We start from the raw sequence: 18006 nt of genomic DNA, 5'->3' as shown, positions 1-18006 counted from the left end.
TCAAGGTTTCCCTTCTTTACACCCAGGGCTGGATCCTCTCGATCGCCCTCCCGTTTTGGGGACCTTGGTACAGGCAGGCCGGGGATTCCCCTCTTTTATTACTCCTGGAGACGGACCTCCAGCTGCCAGCGGTCGTCCACCTCGCCGCCGGTCCACTCAGCCCGCAATGGACGCGCCGCCACCAACGTCAGCAGCAACCCCTTGTCACTCAAGCGCACCCGCCAGTTCACGTCCTTGCCGTTGAACTTCAATTGTCCCTTCTGCGCCGGGCCTTCGGCTTCGAACAACAGCGCCACGGAGCCATCGACGATTTCCCCGTGCAGCTTGGGTTCGTCATTGAACCAGGCCACCAGCACCCCATCGCCCACCTCGATCCGCTCCAACACACTCGGTTCGGGATTGGTCAGGCGACCGATCATCAAGCCAATCATCAACCCAAAGATTGCCAGGGAGCCCATGACCCGCGGGAATAGCTTCGAACGCTCATCGGTTTGCAGCGTAGAATGCGCGTCATCTTTGTTATCGGAGCCGTGCATGTTTCACGTCATCCTTTTTCAACCGGAAATTCCGCCGAACACCGGCAATGTCATCAGGCTCTGCGCCAACAGCGGCTGCCACCTGCATTTGATCGAACCGCTGGGCTTCGAAATGGACGACAAGCGTTTGCGCCGCGCCGGACTCGACTACCACGAGTATGCCACCTTGCAGCGTCATGCAGACCTCGCCAGTTGTCTGGAAAGCCTCGGGCATCCGCGCCTGTTCGCCTTCACCACCAAAGGTTCGCGGCCCTTTCATGACGCCAGTTTCGTCGCTGGCGATGCGTTCCTGTTCGGGCCTGAAAGCCGGGGCCTGCCGGCCGACGTACTGGACGCCCTACCAGCAGAGCAGCGCTTGCGCCTGCCGATGCGCCAAGGCTGCCGCAGCCTGAACCTGTCCAACACAGTGGCGGTGGCTGTTTACGAGGCGTGGCGGCAGAACGGTTTTCATAACGCCTCATAACGAATGTGGGAGCGGGCTTGCTCGCGAAAGCAGTGTATCAGTTGACATCTACGTCGCCTGACACACCGCTTTCGCGAGCAAGCCCGCTCCCACATTGGACTTGCGTCGTTATGCAGGTCGGCTTATTGAACCGTCGCGCTGCCTTCTTCCTGCATGCGCTGCAGTTCTTGGGCGTACAGGGCGTCGAAGTTCACTGGGGCCAGCATCAGGGCCGGGAACGAACCACGGGTCACCAGGCTGTCCAGCGCTTCACGGGCATACGGGAACAGGATGTTCGGGCAGAACGCGCCCAGGGTGTGGCTCATCGAAGCGGCATCCAGGTTCTTGATCAGGAAGATACCGGCCTGCTGGACTTCAGCGATGAATGCGACTTCCTCACCGTTCTTCACGGTGACCGACAGGGTCAGCACCACTTCGTGGAAGTCTTCTTCCAGGGCTTTCTGACGGGTGTTCAGGTCCAGGCCTACGCTCGGCTCCCACTGCTGGCGAAAGATCGCCGGGCTTTTCGGGGCTTCGAAGGACAGGTCACGCACATAAATGCGCTGCAAGGAGAATTGCGGTGCGGCTTCTTCTTCGCTGGCAGCTGTGTTCTGTTGGTCAGTCATCGCAGATCCTTCTCACTTCAGGTTCTTTAGGGGATTCAGGCCTTGAGCATCGCGTCGAGCTTGCCGGCGCGCTCCAGGGCAAACAGGTCGTCGCAACCGCCCACGTGGGTGCTGCCGATCCAGATCTGCGGCACGGACGTACGCCCGGCCTTCTGGGTCATCTCGGCGCGCAGCTGCGGCTTGCCGTCGACCTTGATCTCTTCGAAAGCCACGCCCTTGTTCTGGAGCAGGAACTTGGCTCTGGAACAATAGGGGCAGTAATCGCTGGAATAGACAACGACGTGGGTCATCTCACTTCACCAGGGGCAGGTTGTCGGCTTTCCAGGTTGCCACGCCACCGGACAGCTTGGCGGCGGTGAAACCGGATTTCATCAGTTCGCGGGCGTGGGTACCGGCCGTCTGGCCCATGGCATCGACCAGGATGATGGTCTTGGCCTTGTGCTTTTCCAGCTCGCCGATACGTGCGGCCAGTTTGTCCTGGGGAATGTTCAGCGCGCCGACAATGTGACCGGCGGCGAATTCCTTGCCCGGGCGAATGTCCACCACCACGCCGGCATCCTTGTTGACCAGCGCGGTCAGTTCGGCGGTGCTCAGGCTGCGGCCGCCGCCCTGCATCGTATGGGCGACCAGCAATGCCAGCAGTACGACGAAGATACCGACGAGAATGTAGTGGTTAGTGGCAAATTCAATCAGGTGAGCAACCATCGAAGGAGGTTCCAGGGCGTTAAAATGTCGGCCAGTATACACAGCACTCAGGGTCGGCCAAACCCCGCCCGGCGGTGACGGCACCGGAACTTACCTTTAAACTGCCCGTCCCTTTTCCATCGTCTTCTTTTAACCAGCCACGAGTGGATTCCATGACTACCACGCCTAAACCTTTGGTCCTGATGATTCTCGACGGCTTCGGTCACAGTGACAGCCACGAATCCAACGCTGTGTATTCGGCCAACAAGCCTGTATTGGACCGCCTGTGGGCCACCGTGCCGAACGGCCTGATCTCCGGCAGCGGCATGGATGTCGGCCTGCCGGACGGGCAGATGGGCAACTCCGAAGTCGGTCACATGAACCTCGGCGCCGGCCGTGTGGTTTACCAGGACTTCACTCGCGTCACCAAAGCGATCCGCGACGGCGAGTTCTTCGAGAACCCGACCATCTGCGCTGCCGTGGACAAAGCCGTGGCGGCCGGCAAGGCCGTGCATTTCATGGGCCTGCTGTCCGATGGCGGCGTGCACAGCCACCAGGACCACCTGATCGCCATGGCCGAACTGGCCTTCAAGCGCGGCGCCGAGAACATCTACCTGCACGCCTTCCTCGACGGCCGTGACACGCCGCCGAAAAGCGCCGCATCTTCGATCGAGCTGCTGGACACGACCTTCCAGGCGCTCGGCAAGGGTCGCATCGCCAGCATTGTCGGCCGTTACTACGCCATGGACCGCGACAACCGTTGGGACCGTGTCGCCCAAGCCTACAACCTGATCGTCGATGGCAATGCCGAATTCAGCGCCGCCACCGCCCTGGAAGGCCTGGAAGCTGCCTACGAGCGTGGCGAAAGCGACGAATTCGTCAAGGCCACCACCATCGGCACACCGGTCAAGGTCGAGGATGGCGACGCCGTGGTGTTCATGAACTTCCGTGCCGACCGCGCCCGCGAGCTGACCCGGGTCTTCGTCGAAGACAATTTCAAGGAATTCGAACGCGCTCGCCAGCCCAAACTGGCCGGTTTCGTGATGCTGACCCAGTACGCCGCCAGCATTCCCGCACCGTCGGCCTTCGCCGCCGGCAGCCTGGAAAACGTCCTGGGCGATTACCTGGCCAAGAATGGCAAGACCCAGTTGCGCATCGCCGAAACCGAAAAATACGCCCACGTGACATTCTTTTTCTCGGGCGGCCGCGAAGAACCGTTTCCAGGCGAAGAACGCATTCTGATCCCCTCGCCGAAAGTCGCCACCTACGACCTGCAACCTGAGATGAGCGCCCCGGAAGTCACCGACCGGATCGTCGACGCCATTGAAAACCAGCGCTACGACGTCATCGTGGTCAACTACGCCAACGGCGACATGGTCGGTCACAGCGGTGTGTTCGAGGCGGCGGTCAAGGCCGTGGAGTGCCTGGATACCTGCGTTGGCCGCATCGTCGAAGCGCTGGAAAAGGTCGGTGGCGAAGCGCTGATCACGGCCGACCACGGCAACGTCGAGCAGATGTCCGACGAATCCACCGGCCAGGCCCACACTGCCCACACCACCGAGCCGGTGCCGTTCATTTATGTCGGCAAGCGCGACTTCAAGGTCCGCGACGGCGGCGTGCTGGCCGACGTGGCGCCGACCATGCTGATGCTGCTGGGCATGGAAAAGCCGGCGGAAATGACCGGGACTTCGATTCTGGTCTGACGAGACGGTCACCCTAACCCACCCTGTGGGAGCAGAGCTTGCTCGCGATAGCGATCGAACGGCCAGCACTTTTGTCGAATGTGCTGACATCATCGCGAGCAAGCTTTGCTCCCACAGAGGTTTGGCGGTGATTTGGCGCCTGACACCAGCCCAGTTATCACACAGCCCCAAATGGGCGTTTTTTTTGCGGCGTGGGGCGGGCATACTAGGCCGTCCCTTTCCCTGGTATCGCCCGCCTCTATGCTTCGCGTCCTGATAGCCCTCGCTCTGACCTGCCTGCTCCAACCGGCCTTCGCTGACGAGCGCGCGCAAACCCAACAGCAGTTGGAAGCCACGCGCCAGGACATTGCCGAGCTGAAGAAGCTGCTGGGCAAGCTGCAGGAAGAGAAAGCCGGCGTACAGAAAGACCTGCGCGGCACCGAGACCGAGATGGGCAACCTGGAGAAACAGGTCGATGCCCTGCAAAAAGAGCTGAAGAAAAGCGAATCCGAGCTGCAGCGGCTCGATGGAGAGAAAAAAAAACTCCAGAGCGCGCGCACTGAACAGCAACACCTGATCGCCATCCAGGCCCGCGCGGCCTATCAGAGCGGCCGTCAGGAGTACCTCAAGCTGTTGCTCAACCAGCAGAACCCCGAGAAGTTCGCCCGCACCCTCACCTATTACGACTACCTGAGCCAGGCACGCCTGGAGCAACTCAAGAAATTCAACGAAACCCTGCGCCAACTGGCCAACGTCGAGAAAGACATCGAATTGCAACAGGCCCAGTTGCTGGTGCAGAAAAGCAGCCTGGACACTCAGCGCGAAGAACTCGAGAAGGTTCGCAAGGAACGCGCGGTGGCCCTGGCCAAGCTCAATGACGACATGAAAGCGCGGGACAGCAAGCTCAAGGCTCGCGAGCAGGACCAGGCCGAACTGGCAAACGTGCTGAAGACCATCGAGGAAACCCTGGCCCGCCAGGCGCGAGAGGCAGAGGAAGCGCGGCAGAAAGCGCTGATCGCCCAGCAGGAAGCCGAAAAAAAGCGCTTGCGTGAAGCCCAGGCCGATGCGGACTCGGACGATGCGCCCCGCAAAACGACGAAGCCCAGCCCTGGCGCCTTGGTTTCCAGCGATGGCGAAACCTTCGGCGGCGCCTTTGCTTCCGCCCGGGGCAAACTTCCATGGCCAGTCAATGGTCGATTGCTTGCGCGCTTTGGTGAAACCCGCGGCGACGACACCCGCACCAAGTGGGACGGCGTGATGATCAGCGCATCCGCCGGCAGCCAGGTGCATGCCGTTCATGGCGGGCGGGTAGTGTTCGCCGACTGGCTGCGCGGCGCCGGCCTGCTGGTGATCCTCGATCACGGCAACGGTTACCTGAGTCTGTATGGCCACAACCAGACGCTGCTCAAGTCGGCGGGGGATGTGGTCAAGGCCGGTGAGTCCATCTCCACGGTCGGCAACAATGGCGGGCAGGATACGCCTGCGCTGTATTTCGCAATTCGTCAGCAGGGTCGCCCCAGTGACCCGGCCCAATGGTGTCGTGCGCAAGGATAAGCGCGCCCATCCAATTAAGGAGTTCGTTCGACATGCTGCATTTGTCCCGCCTCACCTCGCTGGCCCTGACGATCGCCCTCGTGATCGGTGCACCCCTGGCTTTTGCCGCCGGACCGGCCCCATCGGCGCCGGCCGCCACGGCCGCCACCACCAAGGCACCGTTGCCCCTGGACGAACTGCGCACCTTCGCCGAAGTCATGGACCGGATCAAGGCCGCCTACGTCGAACCGGTGGATGACAAGATGCTGTTGGAGAACGCCATCAAGGGCATGCTCAGCAACCTTGACCCGCACTCTGCCTACCTGGGGCCGGAAGACTTTGCCGAATTGCAGGAAAGCACCAGCGGCGAGTTCGGCGGCCTGGGCATCGAAGTCGGCAGCGAAGACGGCTTTATCAAGGTGGTGTCGCCGATCGACGACACACCAGCCTCCAAGGCCGGGATCCAGGCCGGCGACTTCATCGTCAAGATCAACGGCCAGCCGACCCGCGGCCAGAGCATGACCGAAGCCGTGGACAAGATGCGCGGCAAGATCGGCCAGAAGATCACCCTGACCCTGGTACGCGATGGCGGTACGCCATTCGACGTGACCCTTACCCGGGCGGTAATCCAGGTCAAGAGCGTGAAGAGCCAGCTGCTGGAGTCGGGCTACGGCTACATCCGCATCACCCAGTTCCAGGTCAAGACCGGCGAAGAAGTCGCCAAAGCCCTGGCCAAGTTGCGCAAGGACAATGGCAAGAAACTCAATGGCCTGGTCCTGGACCTGCGCAACAACCCTGGCGGCGTGCTGCAATCGGCGGTGGAAGTGGTGGATCACTTCATCACCAAAGGCCTGATCGTCTACACCAAAGGCCGTATCGCCAACTCCGAGCTGCGCTTCTCGGCCACCGGCAACGATCTGAGCGACGCCGTGCCACTGGTGGTATTGATCAACGGTGGCAGCGCCTCGGCCTCGGAAATCGTCGCCGGCGCCCTGCAGGACCAGAAGCGCGGCGTGGTCATGGGCACCACCAGTTTCGGCAAAGGCTCGGTGCAGACCGTCCTGCCGCTGAACAACGACCGTGCGCTCAAGATCACGACTGCGCTGTACTTCACGCCAAACGGCCGCTCCATCCAGGCCCAGGGTATCGTCCCGGACATCGAGGTACGCAAGGCCAAGATCACCAACGAGCAGGACAGCGAGTACTTCAAGGAAGCCGACCTGCAAGGTCACTTGGGCAACGGCAATGGCGGCGCCGACAAACCGAGCGGTTCCGGCGCCAAGGCCAAGCCGATGCCGCAGGATGACGACTACCAACTGGCCCAGGCCCTGAGTCTGCTCAAAGGACTGAACATCACCTCCGGCCGCTGAGATGGGCCTGCGTTTCATCCTCGGGCTGTTGTGCTGCCTGGCAAGCGCCGCCTTTGCGGCGCCCGACACCCCCGCGGCTTCACCGCACAAGGCTTATCTGAGCCTGATCATCGACGACCTGGGGCAAAGCCTGCCCCGGGATCGCCGGGTATTGGCCCTCCCCGGCCCGGTCGCCACCGCGATCATGCCCGATACGCCCCACGCCGCCGAATTTGCCCGCGAGGCTCACCGCGCCGGCAAGATCGTCATGCTGCACATGCCCATGGATCCGGCGACCGGGCCGTTCGCCTGGCATCCCGAGCTACCGATTGAAGAACTCGGCAAGCGCCTCGACGCCGCGTTCGCTGCCGTGCCCTATACCAGTGGGATCAACAACCACATGGGCAGCCGCATGACCGCCCAGCCCCAGGCCATGGCGTGGCTGATGGCGGACTTGCAACAGCGACACAAGTTCTTCGTGGACAGCCGCACCAGCGCCCAGACTGTCGCAGCCGCCGAAGCCCAGAAGATCGGCCTCGCCAGTGTGTCGCGGGATGTATTCCTCGACGACGAGCGCACCGAAGCCGCCATCACCCATCAGTTCCAGACCGCCATCGACCTGGCTCGCCGCCAGGGCTCGGCCGTGATGATCGGCCATCCCTACCCGCAAACCCTGGCGGTGCTCGAACGCGAACTGCCCCGCCTCAAGGCGCAGGGCATCGAATGGGTGGACATCAAGTCGATGATCAGCCTGCGCAGCAATCGAGCGATGACGGGGCATGGGAAGAACGGGGTTTATCGATAACCGCGTCGCGGCCATCGCGAGCAGGCTCGCTCCCACAGGAAATTGTGGTTGGTCGCAAATGCTGTATCCGCCATAGACCCCTGTGGGAGCGAGCCTGCTCGCGATGGGGCCAGACCGGCTAGCGCACGGCTCAGAGATACCGCGCCATGATCGCGTCCACCGTCCCTTCCTTGCGCAGCTCATCCAGGGCTTTTTGAAGCCGTGCGACCACGTCATCGGGCACGTCCTTGTTCAGCGCCAGGTACAACTCGGCACTGTTGAATCGCAGCACGGTCTTGAGATCGTCCACGCCTTCCTGACGGGCCAGGTAGCGACCGGCCGGATCGCCAGTGGCCCACAGGTCGATCTGACCGTTGACCAGTTTCCTGGCGTTGTCCTGGTCGCGCAGCACGACTATTGGCTTCAACCCCTGCTTGTCCAGTGTTTCGGCAATGGCGTCACCTTTGTAGGCGCCGATCCTGTATGGGCGCGCCTGCTCCAATGAGTCCAGGGCAATCTTGCTGTCCGCCCTGGCAAGCATGATCCAGTCGTCCGGACCGATGGGGCCGACCCATTTGAAAAGCGCTTCCCGCTCCGGCAACCGCGCCATGACAAATACACCGTAGCCGGGATTTTCCAGGGCGAGTTTGTAGATGCGTTCCCAGGGAAAACGCAGCGTCAGGCTGTAGCTGATATCGGCGCGCTTGAAGATCTCACGGACGATGTCTACGGCAATGCCATGGATGTTCTCGTCCTGGGCGAAGTTCTTGCCGTTCTTGGCCATGTTGTACGGCGGAAAGTTTTCCGTCAGCAACACCAGCGACGTATCGGCAGCGCGAACGGTCCCTGCGAGCAGCAAGGTGGCGCTGAAGGCAAGAACGAGGCGTTTGAACATGTCGGGCTACCGCAATCCATGGTGTGCCCAAGAGTGCCTTGGGCCCGCCATGGTGTCCAGCGATCAGCGAATGCAGATACCGCGCTGCGCCATGTAGGCCTTGGCCTCCGGCACGGTGTATTCGCCAAAGTGGAAGATGCTCGCCGCCAGCACCGCGCTGGCGTGGCCTTCGAGAATGCCGTCGGCCAGATGCTGCAGGTTGCCGACCCCGCCGGAGGCAATCACCGGGATCCCCAGGGCATCGCTGATGGCGCGGGTGACGCCCAGGTCGAAGCCGTTCTTCATGCCGTCCTGGTCCATGCTGGTCAGCAGGATTTCACCGGCGCCCAGGCCTTCCATCTTCTTCGCCCACTCAACAGCGTCGAGGCCGGTAGGCTTGCGGCCGCCGTGGGTGAAGATTTCCCAGCGCGGAGGCTCGCCCGGACCGGAAACCTTCTTCGCATCGATCGCCACGACAATGCACTGCGAGCCGAAACGCTCGGCGGCCTCGCCGACGAATTCAGGATTGAAGACGGCCGCAGTGTTGATGGACACCTTGTCCGCACCGGCGTTGAGCAGGTTGCGGATGTCTTGTACGGTGCGCACGCCACCGCCCACGGTCAGCGGGATGAAGACCTGGCTGGCCATGCGCTCGACGGTATGCAACGTGGTATCGCGGCCATCGACGCTGGCCGTGATGTCCAGGAAGGTAATCTCGTCCGCGCCCTGTTCGTCGTAGCGACGGGCGATTTCCACCGGGTCGCCGGCGTCACGGATGTTCTCGAACTTGACGCCCTTGACCACCCGGCCGTTATCCACGTCCAGGCAAGGGATGATGCGTTTGGCCAGCGCCATGATGAGTCCTCAGCCTGTGTAGGAATCGCAGAAGGCCTGGGCCTCGGCGACGTCCAGGGTGCCTTCATAAATCGCGCGACCGGTGATCGCACCGATGATGCCGGGCGCCTTGGCGTCGAGCAGCGTCTTGATGTCGCCCAGGTTGTGGATACCACCGGAAGCGATGACCGGGATCTTCGTGGCGGCGGCCAGGGCGGCGGTGAACGGGACGTTGCAGCCCTGCATCATGCCGTCTTTGGCGATGTCGGTGTAGACGATGGCAGACACGCCGTCAGCCTCGAAGCGCTTGGCCAGGTCGATCACCTGCATGGTGCTGACTTCGGCCCAGCCGTCAGTGGCGACGAAACCGTCCTTGGCGTCCAGGCCAACGATGACCTTGCCCGGGAAGGCGCGGCAGGCTTCGGCAACGAACTCAGGTTCCTTGACAGCCTTGGTGCCGATGATCACATAGCTGACGCCGGCCTTGACGTAGTGCTCGATGGTTTCCAGCGAACGAATACCCCCGCCGATCTGGATCGGTAGGTTCGGGTAGCGCCTGGCGATGGCGGTAACCACTTCACCGTTCACCGGCTGCCCTTCGAAGGCGCCATTCAGGTCGACCAGATGCAGGCGACGGCAGCCACCTTCCACCCACTTGGCGGCCATGCTCACCGGATCATCGGAAAATACCGTGGAGTCTTCCATCCGGCCCTGACGCAGACGTACGCAAGCGCCGTCCTTGAGATCGATAGCGGGGATAATCAGCATCTGGCAAACCTTCAAATACGAATGTTCAGCTTGGCTCGGGAATCAGTTTTTCTCGAGCGCCCACAGGTCGCTTTCGATGCTTTCGAACCTTTCCTTAAGGTGCGCCTGCACGTCGAAAATCGCCCTGTTGTAATAGTGCGGAGCAATTTCGCGGGTAAACAGGTCAAGAATTTCCGCCGCCTCGAACGAACCCAGGTCCAGTTCGAAACGATCCTCCATGAACCGCTGGATCTTGCGATTCGCCTCACTTTCCTGCTCGGGGTGAGGGTCAGGATTGGCGGTTTCTTGCGTGCCATTACCAGCGACCGTCCCACGCCGCGAAGTTCTGCAGCAGTTGCAGGCCATGGGTATGGCTCTTCTCCGGGTGGAACTGCACGGCGAATCGCGACCCATCGGCCAGGGCTGCGGCGAAATCGACGCCATAGTGACCGCTGCCCACCACCTGCCGCGCATTGCCGGCCGCGATGTAGTAGCTGTGCACGAAGTAGAAGCGCGCCAGGTCCGGAATGTTGTGCCACAGAGGATGATCCACCGCCTGTTTCACTTCGTTCCAGCCCATGTGGGGGACTTTCAGGTGTTCGGCATCTTCATGCAGGTCCTTGCCAAAGAACTTAACCTGGCCCGGGAACATGCCGATGCAATCGACACCGCTGTTCTCTTCGCTGCGCTCGAGCAATGCCTGCATGCCCACGCAGATGCCAAGGAACGGACGGTCCTGGCTGACTTCGTGGACCAGCGAGTCGAAGCCCAAGCGACGGATCTCGGCCATGCAATCGCGAATAGCTCCGACGCCGGGGAATACCACCCGGTCGGCTTCGCGAATCACGTCGGCATCGCTGGTGATCAGGACCTTGCCGGCGCCCACGTGCTCGAGGGCCTTGGCCACCGAGTGCAGGTTGCCCATACCGTAGTCGATAACCGCAACCGTCTGCATTACAGGACGCCCTTGGTGGAAGGCATCTGCCCGGCCATGCGGTCATCGAGCTCAACGGCCATGCGCAAGGCGCGGCCGAAAGCCTTGAACACGGTTTCGATCTGGTGGTGGGTGTTATGCCCGCGCAAGTTGTCGATGTGCAGGGTCACGTTGGCGTGGTTGACGAAGCCCTGGAAGAACTCCTGGAACAGGTCGACGTCGAAGCCGCCGACGGTAGCGCGGGTGTATGGCACATGCATCTGCAAGCCCGGACGACCGGAGAAGTCGATGACCACCCGCGACAGCGCTTCATCGAGCGGCACATAGGCGTGGCCGTAGCGACGGATGCCCTTCTTGTCGCCGATGGCCTGGGTGAAGGCCTGCCCCAGGGTGATACCGACGTCTTCCACCGTGTGGTGGTCGTCGATATGCAGATCGCCCTTGCTGACGATGTCCAGGTCGATCAGCCCGTGACGGGCGATCTGGTCCAGCATGTGCTCAAGGAAAGGCACGCCGATATCAAACCGGGCCTTTCCGGTGCCATCCAGGTTGATCGAGGCTTTGATCTGGGTTTCCAGAGTGTCGCGCTCGACAGACGCCTTACGTTCGGCCATCACCAGCTCCGCAAAATCATTGGGCGAAAAAGGCAGCCATTATAGGGGCGCGAGCGACAAACAGAAACACGAGAGACGATATCACTGACGGGCTGAATCCCGCGCCGCCGGCGATAGACATGTCCATACAAGTGAGGGATGCAGTTTTTTGCCATCAGCCAGAAACAAATGTGGGAGCGAGCCTGCTCGCGATAGCGGCGGATCAGTCAACAATGACTCGACTGAGACACCCCATCGAGAGCGGGCTCGCTCCCACAGGGCTCACCCGAAGCCGATGGCTCCGGGATCACCTCGGTGTTGCTTAGTGGAACAACACCGCCGTCTTCTGCAGGGTCACCCACACACCCCACGCCAGCGGAATACCCACCACCAGCCAGGCGGCGACCGCCATGAGCTTGGTGCCCGGTGCGGCTTTCCACTCCAGAGAAGTGGTGCTGTCGGCACCCTTGTCATGGCCCAGCGCCTGTTCGGCAGCCAGTTCTGCGTCGGTCATGAAGTACTTGTCGGCGACCGGGCGAACCATCAGGTTGCACAGGAAGCCCAGCACCAGCAGGCCGGAGAGGATGTACAGGGTAATGTCATAAGCGGCGGCGCGTTCAACGCCGATGCTCAACTGATATTCACGCAGGTAGTTCACCAGTACCGGACCCAGCACGCCGGCCGCAGCCCAGGCGGTCAACAGGCGACCGTGGATCGCGCCAACCATTTGCGTACCGAACAGGTCGGCCAGGTAGGCCGGCACCGTGGCGAAACCGCCGCCGTACATCGACAGGATGATGCAGAACGCCGCCACGAACAGGGCGACACTGCCCAGGTGACCGAGGTTCGGGATCAGCGAGTACAGGGCAACACCCAGGGCGAAGAACACGAAGTAGGTGTTTTTACGGCCCAGGTAATCCGAGAAGGATGCCCAGAAGAACCGCCCACCGATGTTGAACAGGCTCAGCAGACCGGTGAAGCCGGCGGCGATGGCGGCGATCTGGGCCAGCTGCGTGGCATCCAGTTGACCGAAAGGCAGATCGTTGCCGAGCAATTTACCGCCGAACACTTCCTGCAGCAGCGGCGACGCCATGCCCAGGATGCCGATACCGGCGGATACGTTCAGGCACAGCACCAGCCATACCAGGCGGAACTGCGGGGTTTTCCAGGCGACGTTCACGTGAACGTGGCGATGGGTGATCATCGCGTTCGCGGCTTTCTTCGGAGCCGGAGTCCAGCCCTCGGGCTTCCAGCCGGTCGGTGGCACGCGGTACGACAAGGCACCACCGATCATAAACACGAAATAGATCGCAGCCATGACCAGGAAGCTCTGCCATACGCCCACGCTGGTTGGCGAGGCGAAATGGTTCATCAGCGCTGCTGCCAGCGGGGCACCAACCATCGCACCGCCACCAAAGCCCATGATCGCCATGCCCGTCGCCATGCCGCGCTTGTCCGGGAACCATTTGATCAGGGTGGACACCGGGGAGATGTAACCCAGGCCCAGGCCGATACCGCCGATTACACCGGAGCCGACCCACATCAGCCAGATCTGGTGGGTATAGATACCCAGCGCGGAAATCAGCAAGCCACCGCACCAGCACAAGGCCGACACGACACCGGCCTTGCGTGGGCCAGCGTGTTCCAGCCAGCCACCCCAGATGGCTGCCGAGCAACCCAGGAAGATGAAGAAAAGGGTGTAGATCCAGCCGAGCATCGAGATCGGCCAGTCGCATTGGGACGAAAAGACTTGCGAGATGAAGCTCATGTCCGGTGCGCAGGCTACCGGCTTGGTGATGCCCAAGGCCTTGGACAGTGGCAACCAGAACACCGAGAAACCGTAGGCCATGCCGATGCAGAGGTGAATGGCCAGCGCGGCCGGTGGAACCAGCCACCGATTGAAGCCGGACTTGGCGATGATACGTTCCTTGGAGAGGAACGCGGGCTGGTCGGCAGTGCCGTCCGCCGTAATGCTCGTGCTCATTGTGTATCCCCCAGTTGTTAGAATGGTTCGCCAGCCACGCATCACCCTCAGCCTTATTTGCACGCAGGCATGACTGTATTGTGCGGTGAAGCTCCCTGTTGGTGTGACATCAAGTCGCAGAAGGACGGGCGAACGGGTAAAGGTTACCATTTGCTCGCGACAGAAAAACCAAAGTGATATCACCTTTTTCATGTCATTTGTCTTATCGCGTCCTTGTTTGCTTTCTGTAGGGCGAAAGTCATTTATTTTTCAGGAATTTCCATGCCCATTGTTGTCGAGCACCTGATTGAAGCCACCGGCCAGGATCGGCAGGACCTGCACAAAATCTACCTGGACGCCCCGCCCTGGCTGCTCGAGCCGTTCAACGATGCCACACACCTGATCCAGGATTACCTGCAAGATGGCTCATTGATCGCGGCTCGCTTCAACGATCGACTGCTCGGTGCCGCACGCCTGCAACGGCACCAGAACGCCTGGCACTTGTCCCAGATATGCGTGCGAAGCGTAACCCGTCGCCGTGGCGTAGCTGAGCGATTGGTCAGTGAGGCGCAGCGGATGGCCCGGCAAGAGGGCGCCCAACTGCGGTTGCTGGCCCCGGCCGGGCACTTGATGGCCCAGGCCCTGGCAGCCAAATTGAAGCTGGCGCTGGACGAAAGTTGAGCATCAGGGGAAATGATCGCCCCAACGCACCAGCAATCCACAGCGTTATACTCGCAGGCTAAATTCTGAACTCAACCTACAAGGACTCGCCCATGAAAGCGTTCGGCAAAATCCTGGGTCTGGTACTTCTCGGGCTGTTGCTGATCATTGTGGCCTTGGGCTTTGCCCTGACCCACCTCTTCGATCCCAACGACTATAAGGAAGAGATCCGCCAGATAGCCCGCGACAAGGCCCACATTGAGCTGACCCTCAATGGCGACATCGGCTGGAGTCTGTTTCCATGGCTGGGTCTGGAATTGCACGAGGCCAGCGTCGCGACGCTGGCCAACCCGACACAACCTTTCGCCGACCTGCAGATGCTTGGTCTTTCGGTGCGGGTCATGCCGCTGCTCCGCCGGGAAGTACAGATGAGCGACGTGCGGGTCGAAGGCCTGAACCTGCGCCTCAACCGTGACAAGAACGGCCACGGCAACTGGGAAGACATTGGCAAGGCGCCCGTTTCCACAACGACCGCGGGCACCCCGGCACCGGCCGAGCAACCGGCTCCGCCCGCCAGTGCCCCGGCGGAAAAACCAGCCCAGCCGACCCGTTTGGACATCGACAGCCTGACCGTGAACAACGCCCGGGTCGAGTACACCGACGAGCAGACCGGCAAGCAGTTCAGCGCCGAAAGTATCCAACTGAGCACCGGCCCGGTCCACGACTCCACCAACATTCCGGTCAAGCTGACCGCCTTCCTGTCCAGCAGCCAGCCAGCCGTGCGCGTGCGGACCGAAGTCACCGGCGAACTGCGCTTCGAACGCGCCTTGCAGCGCTACAAGTTCGAAGACCTGAAACTGTCCGGCGAAGTCACTGGCGATCCATTACAGGGCAAGATCCTGAATTTCAACGCCCAGGGTCAGCTGTTCCTGGACAGGGCCGCGAACGTTGCCGAATGGACCGGCATCAAGCTGTCCTTGAACCAGCTGCGCGCCCTGGGCGAACTGAAGGTCAACGACCTCGACAAGACCCCGCAGTTGAACGGCGGTGTATCGATCGCTCAGTTCGACCTGGCGAATTTTGTCGACAGCATCGGCCAGAAACTACCCGCCATGGGCGAAGGCAGCCTGACCAAGGTCGAACTGGTCAGCCGCATCGCCGGTACACCCACCAGCGTCGAATTCAACAACATCAATCTGAAAGTCGACGACAGCAGCTTCAGCGGCCGTATCGCCGTGGAAGACTTCGCCAAGCAGTCCCTGCGCGCGCAGCTCAAGGCCGACACGTTCAACGTTGACCGCTACCTGCCGCCAAAATCCACCGAGGCCAACAGCGCCAAGACCGCCCGCGAGGAGGAGGTCAGCAACACCGAGGCCAGTGCCATGGCCGGCGCCGGCACCACGCCGCTGCCGAACGCTCCGACTCAGGGCGCCTGGAGCAACGACCGACTCTTTCCGGTGGAACGCCTGAGCAAACTGGACCTCGATGCCGACCTGACTTTCGGCCAGCTGACCCTCGACAAACTGCCTATCCAGGACGCGGCCCTCAAGGCCACCGGCCAGGGTGGCCTGTTGACCCTGGAAAACCTGCGGGGAGACCTGTTCAACGGCAACTTCGAGGCCAAGGGCACGCTGGATGTACGCCAGCCCACGCCACAGTTGAGCCTGCAAACCCGGATCAACCGGGTGCCGGCCGAGAAAATCATCGAGAGCCAAGGCAAGAATCCGCCGGTCAAAGGCCTGGTGACACTCAACAGCGCCGTGACCGCCAGCGGCAACAGCCAGAAAGCTCTGATCGACAGCCTCAACGGCAACGCCGGCTTCGTCATCAACGACGGTGTGCTGCTCAACGCCAACCTCGAACAGCAACTGTGCAAGGGCATTGCCCTGCTGAACCGCAAGAGCCTGAGCGGCGAACCTCGGGGCAAGGACACACCGTTCCAGCAACTCGACGGCAACTTGACCTTCCGCAATGGCGTGGCCAGCAACCCGGACCTGAAAGTCCGCATCCCCGGCATGACCGTCAACGGCAACGGTGATATCGATCTGCGCGTGCTCGGCATGGATTACCGTGTCGGCGTCATCGTCGAAGGCGACAAGAGCGAGATGCCTGACCCGGCCTGCCAGGTCAACGAACGCTACGTCGATGTCGAATGGCCGCTGCGCTGCCGCGGTCCGCTGGAGCTCGGCGCCAAGGCCTGCCGCCTGGACAACGACGGACTAGGCAAGGTCGCGGCGAAACTGGCCGGCGACCGTCTCGGCGACAAGATCGACGAGAAACTGGGCGACAAGGTCAGCCCCGAGTTGAAAGACGCGCTCAAGGGGCTGTTCAAACGATGAGAGCCGAGCAGTTTTCCATCGCCGTCCTGGACTGGTTCGACCGCCACGGGCGCCATGACTTGCCTTGGCAACAAGGCATCACCCCGTACCGGGTGTGGGTCTCCGAGATCATGTTGCAGCAGACCCAGGTCAGCACCGTGCTCAATTACTTCGACCGGTTCATGGCCTCGCTGCCCACCGTCGAAGCCCTGGCCGCCGCGCCGGAAGACGAAGTGCTGCACCTGTGGACCGGCCTGGGCTATTACACCCGTGCGCGCAACTTGCAGAAAACCGCGAAGATCGTCGTCGACCAGTACGGCGGCGAATTCCCCCGGGACGTGGAAAAGCTCACCGAACTGCCGGGGATCGGCCTGTCTACCGCCGGCGCTATCGCCAGCATCAGCATGGGCCTTCGGGCGCCAATCCTCGATGGCAACGTCAAGCGGGTACTGGCGCGCTTCACGGCCCAGGAAGGCTACCCGGGCGAACCCAAGGTCGCCAAGCAGTTGTGGGCCACCGCCGAGCGCTTCACCCCCCAGGATCGGGTCAACGCCTACACCCAGGCGATGATGGACCTGGGCGCCACGCTCTGCACTCGCAGCAAACCCAGTTGCCTGCTCTGCCCCCTGAAGTCAGGTTGCGAAGCCCACATGCTGGGCCTGGAAACCCGCTACCCGATCCCCAAGCCGCGCAAGGAAGTCCCGAAAAAACGCACGCTGATGCCAATGCTGGCCAACCGTGAAGGCGCCATCCTGCTCTACCGTCGCCCTTCCACCGGCCTGTGGGGTGGATTGTGGAGCCTTCCGGAACTCGACGACCTCGACGACCTGCAACACCTGGCCCTGCAACACTCCCTGGAACTGGGCAAGCACCAGGAAATGCCTGGCCTGGTACACACCTTCAGTCACTTCCAGTTGGCAATCGAACCCTGGCTGGTCCAGGTTCGGGAAAGCGGCCATCACGTGGCCGAGGCCGACTGGCTCTGGTATAACCTCGCCACCCCGCCGCGCCTGGGCCTCGCCGCCCCGGTCAAAACCTTGCTCGAGCGCGCGGCCGCCGTATTGAACGCAGGAGAGCCGTCATGACCCGCACCATCATGTGCCGTAAGTACAAAGAAGAACTGCCCGCCCTGGAACGAGCCCCCTTTCCGGGTTCCATCGGCCAGGATATCTACGACAACGTCTCGGCCAAGGCCTGGGGCGACTGGCAGAAACACCAGACCCTGCTGATCAACGAAAAACGCCTGAACATGATGAACGCCGACGACCGCAAATACCTCCAGGGCGAGATGGCGAAGTTCTTTTCCGGCGAAGAATACGCCAAGGCCGAAGGCTACGTGCCGCCGTCCGAATAAGCTGTCCGGACCGGGGGCGAATCGTAAGCGACGGTAATAATTAAATATTTTTTGAAAACTTGCTTGACGCCCCCCTGAAAAACCCGTTTAATG

19 protein-coding genes and 1 pseudogene are annotated in these 18006 nt (G+C 61.6%); 9 read left to right on the top strand and 11 right to left on the bottom strand.

The genetic code is table 11. From position 1 onward, the window contains the following. Positions 1 to 98: 98 nt before the first annotated feature. Positions 99 to 536: a hypothetical protein gene (locus PCOSP_RS01695; protein ID WP_464710181.1), complete on the bottom strand. Its 438-nt coding sequence runs from the start codon at positions 534 to 536 to the stop codon at positions 99 to 101. Here PCOSP_RS01695 and trmL point away from each other — a divergent pair. Then, complete coding sequence (trmL, locus tag PCOSP_RS01690) at positions 535 to 999, top strand: tRNA (uridine(34)/cytosine(34)/5-carboxymethylaminomethyluridine(34)-2'-O)-methyltransferase TrmL (protein WP_464710179.1); 465 nt, start codon at positions 535 to 537, stop codon at positions 997 to 999. The two genes, PCOSP_RS01695 and trmL, sit on opposite strands and share 2 nt — an antisense overlap. A 122-nt stretch (positions 1000 to 1121) precedes the next feature. Here the strand turns inward: trmL and secB are convergent, their stop codons facing one another. Genes secB through PCOSP_RS01675 form a run of 3 tightly spaced genes read right to left on the bottom strand, consistent with a single transcriptional unit; the run spans position 1122 to position 2309 of the window. Then, positions 1122 to 1604: a protein-export chaperone SecB gene (gene secB / locus PCOSP_RS01685; protein ID WP_139646399.1), complete on the bottom strand. Its 483-nt coding sequence runs from the start codon at positions 1602 to 1604 to the stop codon at positions 1122 to 1124. Between the two features lie 35 nt (positions 1605 to 1639). Continuing rightward, complete coding sequence (grxC, locus tag PCOSP_RS01680; protein WP_053148644.1) at positions 1640 to 1894, bottom strand: glutaredoxin 3; 255 nt, start codon at positions 1892 to 1894, stop codon at positions 1640 to 1642. A 1-nt stretch (position 1895) separates the two neighbouring features. After that, complete coding sequence (locus tag PCOSP_RS01675; protein ID WP_041024715.1) at positions 1896 to 2309, bottom strand: rhodanese-like domain-containing protein; 414 nt, start codon at positions 2307 to 2309, stop codon at positions 1896 to 1898. 152 nt (positions 2310 to 2461) lie between these two features. On the opposite strand from PCOSP_RS01675, the gene gpmI reads away from it, so the two are divergent. The 4 genes from gpmI to PCOSP_RS01655 all read left to right on the top strand — a co-directional run bounded on the left by gpmI (position 2462) and on the right by PCOSP_RS01655 (position 7657). Beyond that, positions 2462 to 3991, top strand: a complete 1530-nt coding sequence (gene gpmI / locus PCOSP_RS01670; RefSeq protein ID WP_464710177.1) for a 2,3-bisphosphoglycerate-independent phosphoglycerate mutase — start codon at positions 2462 to 2464, stop codon at positions 3989 to 3991. Positions 3992 to 4231: 240 nt separating this feature from the next. Next, positions 4232 to 5524, top strand: coding sequence for a murein hydrolase activator EnvC family protein (locus PCOSP_RS01665; RefSeq protein WP_464710176.1), 1293 nt, complete (start codon positions 4232 to 4234; stop codon positions 5522 to 5524). A 32-nt stretch (positions 5525 to 5556) separates the two neighbouring features. After that, positions 5557 to 6873: a S41 family peptidase gene (locus tag PCOSP_RS01660; RefSeq protein WP_139646393.1), complete on the top strand. Its 1317-nt coding sequence runs from the start codon at positions 5557 to 5559 to the stop codon at positions 6871 to 6873. Position 6874: 1 nt separating this feature from the next. Further along, on the top strand, positions 6875 to 7657 hold the full coding sequence (locus tag PCOSP_RS01655; RefSeq protein WP_464710175.1) for a divergent polysaccharide deacetylase family protein: 783 nt from the start codon (positions 6875 to 6877) through the stop codon (positions 7655 to 7657). A gap of 130 nt (positions 7658 to 7787) precedes the next feature. Here the strand turns inward: PCOSP_RS01655 and PCOSP_RS01650 are convergent, their stop codons facing one another. The 7 genes and pseudogenes from PCOSP_RS01650 to PCOSP_RS01620 form a co-directional block, all read right to left on the bottom strand. Continuing rightward, complete coding sequence (locus PCOSP_RS01650; RefSeq protein ID WP_464710174.1) at positions 7788 to 8531, bottom strand: substrate-binding periplasmic protein; 744 nt, start codon at positions 8529 to 8531, stop codon at positions 7788 to 7790. A gap of 63 nt (positions 8532 to 8594) precedes the next feature. Beyond that, the gene (gene hisF / locus PCOSP_RS01645) at positions 8595 to 9365 is read right to left on the bottom strand and encodes an imidazole glycerol phosphate synthase subunit HisF (RefSeq protein WP_041024709.1); all 771 of its coding nucleotides are present in this window, start codon (positions 9363 to 9365) and stop codon (positions 8595 to 8597) included. 9 nt (positions 9366 to 9374) lie between these two features. Next, positions 9375 to 10112: a 1-(5-phosphoribosyl)-5-[(5-phosphoribosylamino)methylideneamino]imidazole-4-carboxamide isomerase gene (gene hisA / locus PCOSP_RS01640; protein WP_139646386.1), complete on the bottom strand. Its 738-nt coding sequence runs from the start codon at positions 10110 to 10112 to the stop codon at positions 9375 to 9377. Positions 10113 to 10154: 42 nt separating this feature from the next. Then, a pseudogene (locus tag PCOSP_RS01635) lies at positions 10155 to 10408 on the bottom strand (DUF2164 domain-containing protein). Next, positions 10408 to 11046, bottom strand: a complete 639-nt coding sequence (gene hisH, locus PCOSP_RS01630; protein WP_047699832.1) for an imidazole glycerol phosphate synthase subunit HisH — start codon at positions 11044 to 11046, stop codon at positions 10408 to 10410. Before hisH ends, PCOSP_RS01635 begins: the two are co-directional and overlap by 1 nt. Beyond that, a complete protein-coding gene (gene hisB, locus PCOSP_RS01625; protein WP_024778052.1) occupies positions 11046 to 11639 on the bottom strand; it encodes an imidazoleglycerol-phosphate dehydratase HisB in 594 nt (197 codons plus the stop codon). The genes hisH and hisB overlap by 1 nt, the downstream gene beginning before the upstream one ends. Before the next feature lie 301 nt (positions 11640 to 11940). Then, complete coding sequence (locus tag PCOSP_RS01620) at positions 11941 to 13602, bottom strand: OFA family MFS transporter (protein ID WP_139646382.1); 1662 nt, start codon at positions 13600 to 13602, stop codon at positions 11941 to 11943. 261 nt (positions 13603 to 13863) lie between these two features. Here PCOSP_RS01620 and panM point away from each other — a divergent pair, with 261 nt between their 5' ends. The 4 genes from panM to PCOSP_RS01600 all read left to right on the top strand — a co-directional run bounded on the left by panM (position 13864) and on the right by PCOSP_RS01600 (position 17913). Beyond that, the gene (panM, locus tag PCOSP_RS01615) at positions 13864 to 14262 is read left to right on the top strand and encodes an aspartate 1-decarboxylase autocleavage activator PanM (RefSeq protein ID WP_464710173.1); all 399 of its coding nucleotides are present in this window, start codon (positions 13864 to 13866) and stop codon (positions 14260 to 14262) included. Between the two features lie 92 nt (positions 14263 to 14354). Further along, complete coding sequence (locus PCOSP_RS01610; protein ID WP_464710172.1) at positions 14355 to 16580, top strand: AsmA family protein; 2226 nt, start codon at positions 14355 to 14357, stop codon at positions 16578 to 16580. Then, complete coding sequence (mutY, locus tag PCOSP_RS01605; protein WP_464710171.1) at positions 16577 to 17644, top strand: A/G-specific adenine glycosylase; 1068 nt, start codon at positions 16577 to 16579, stop codon at positions 17642 to 17644. Before PCOSP_RS01610 ends, mutY begins: the two co-directional genes overlap by 4 nt. After that, entirely contained in the window at positions 17641 to 17913 is a 273-nt protein-coding gene (locus tag PCOSP_RS01600) for an oxidative damage protection protein (RefSeq protein WP_024778047.1), read from the top strand. Before mutY ends, PCOSP_RS01600 begins: the two co-directional genes overlap by 4 nt. Positions 17914 to 18006 lie beyond the last annotated feature (93 nt).

It is taken from the genome of Pseudomonas sp. MAFF 730105, assembly GCF_055380705.1.
This window is presented reverse-complemented; position numbering and strand designations above follow the sequence as displayed.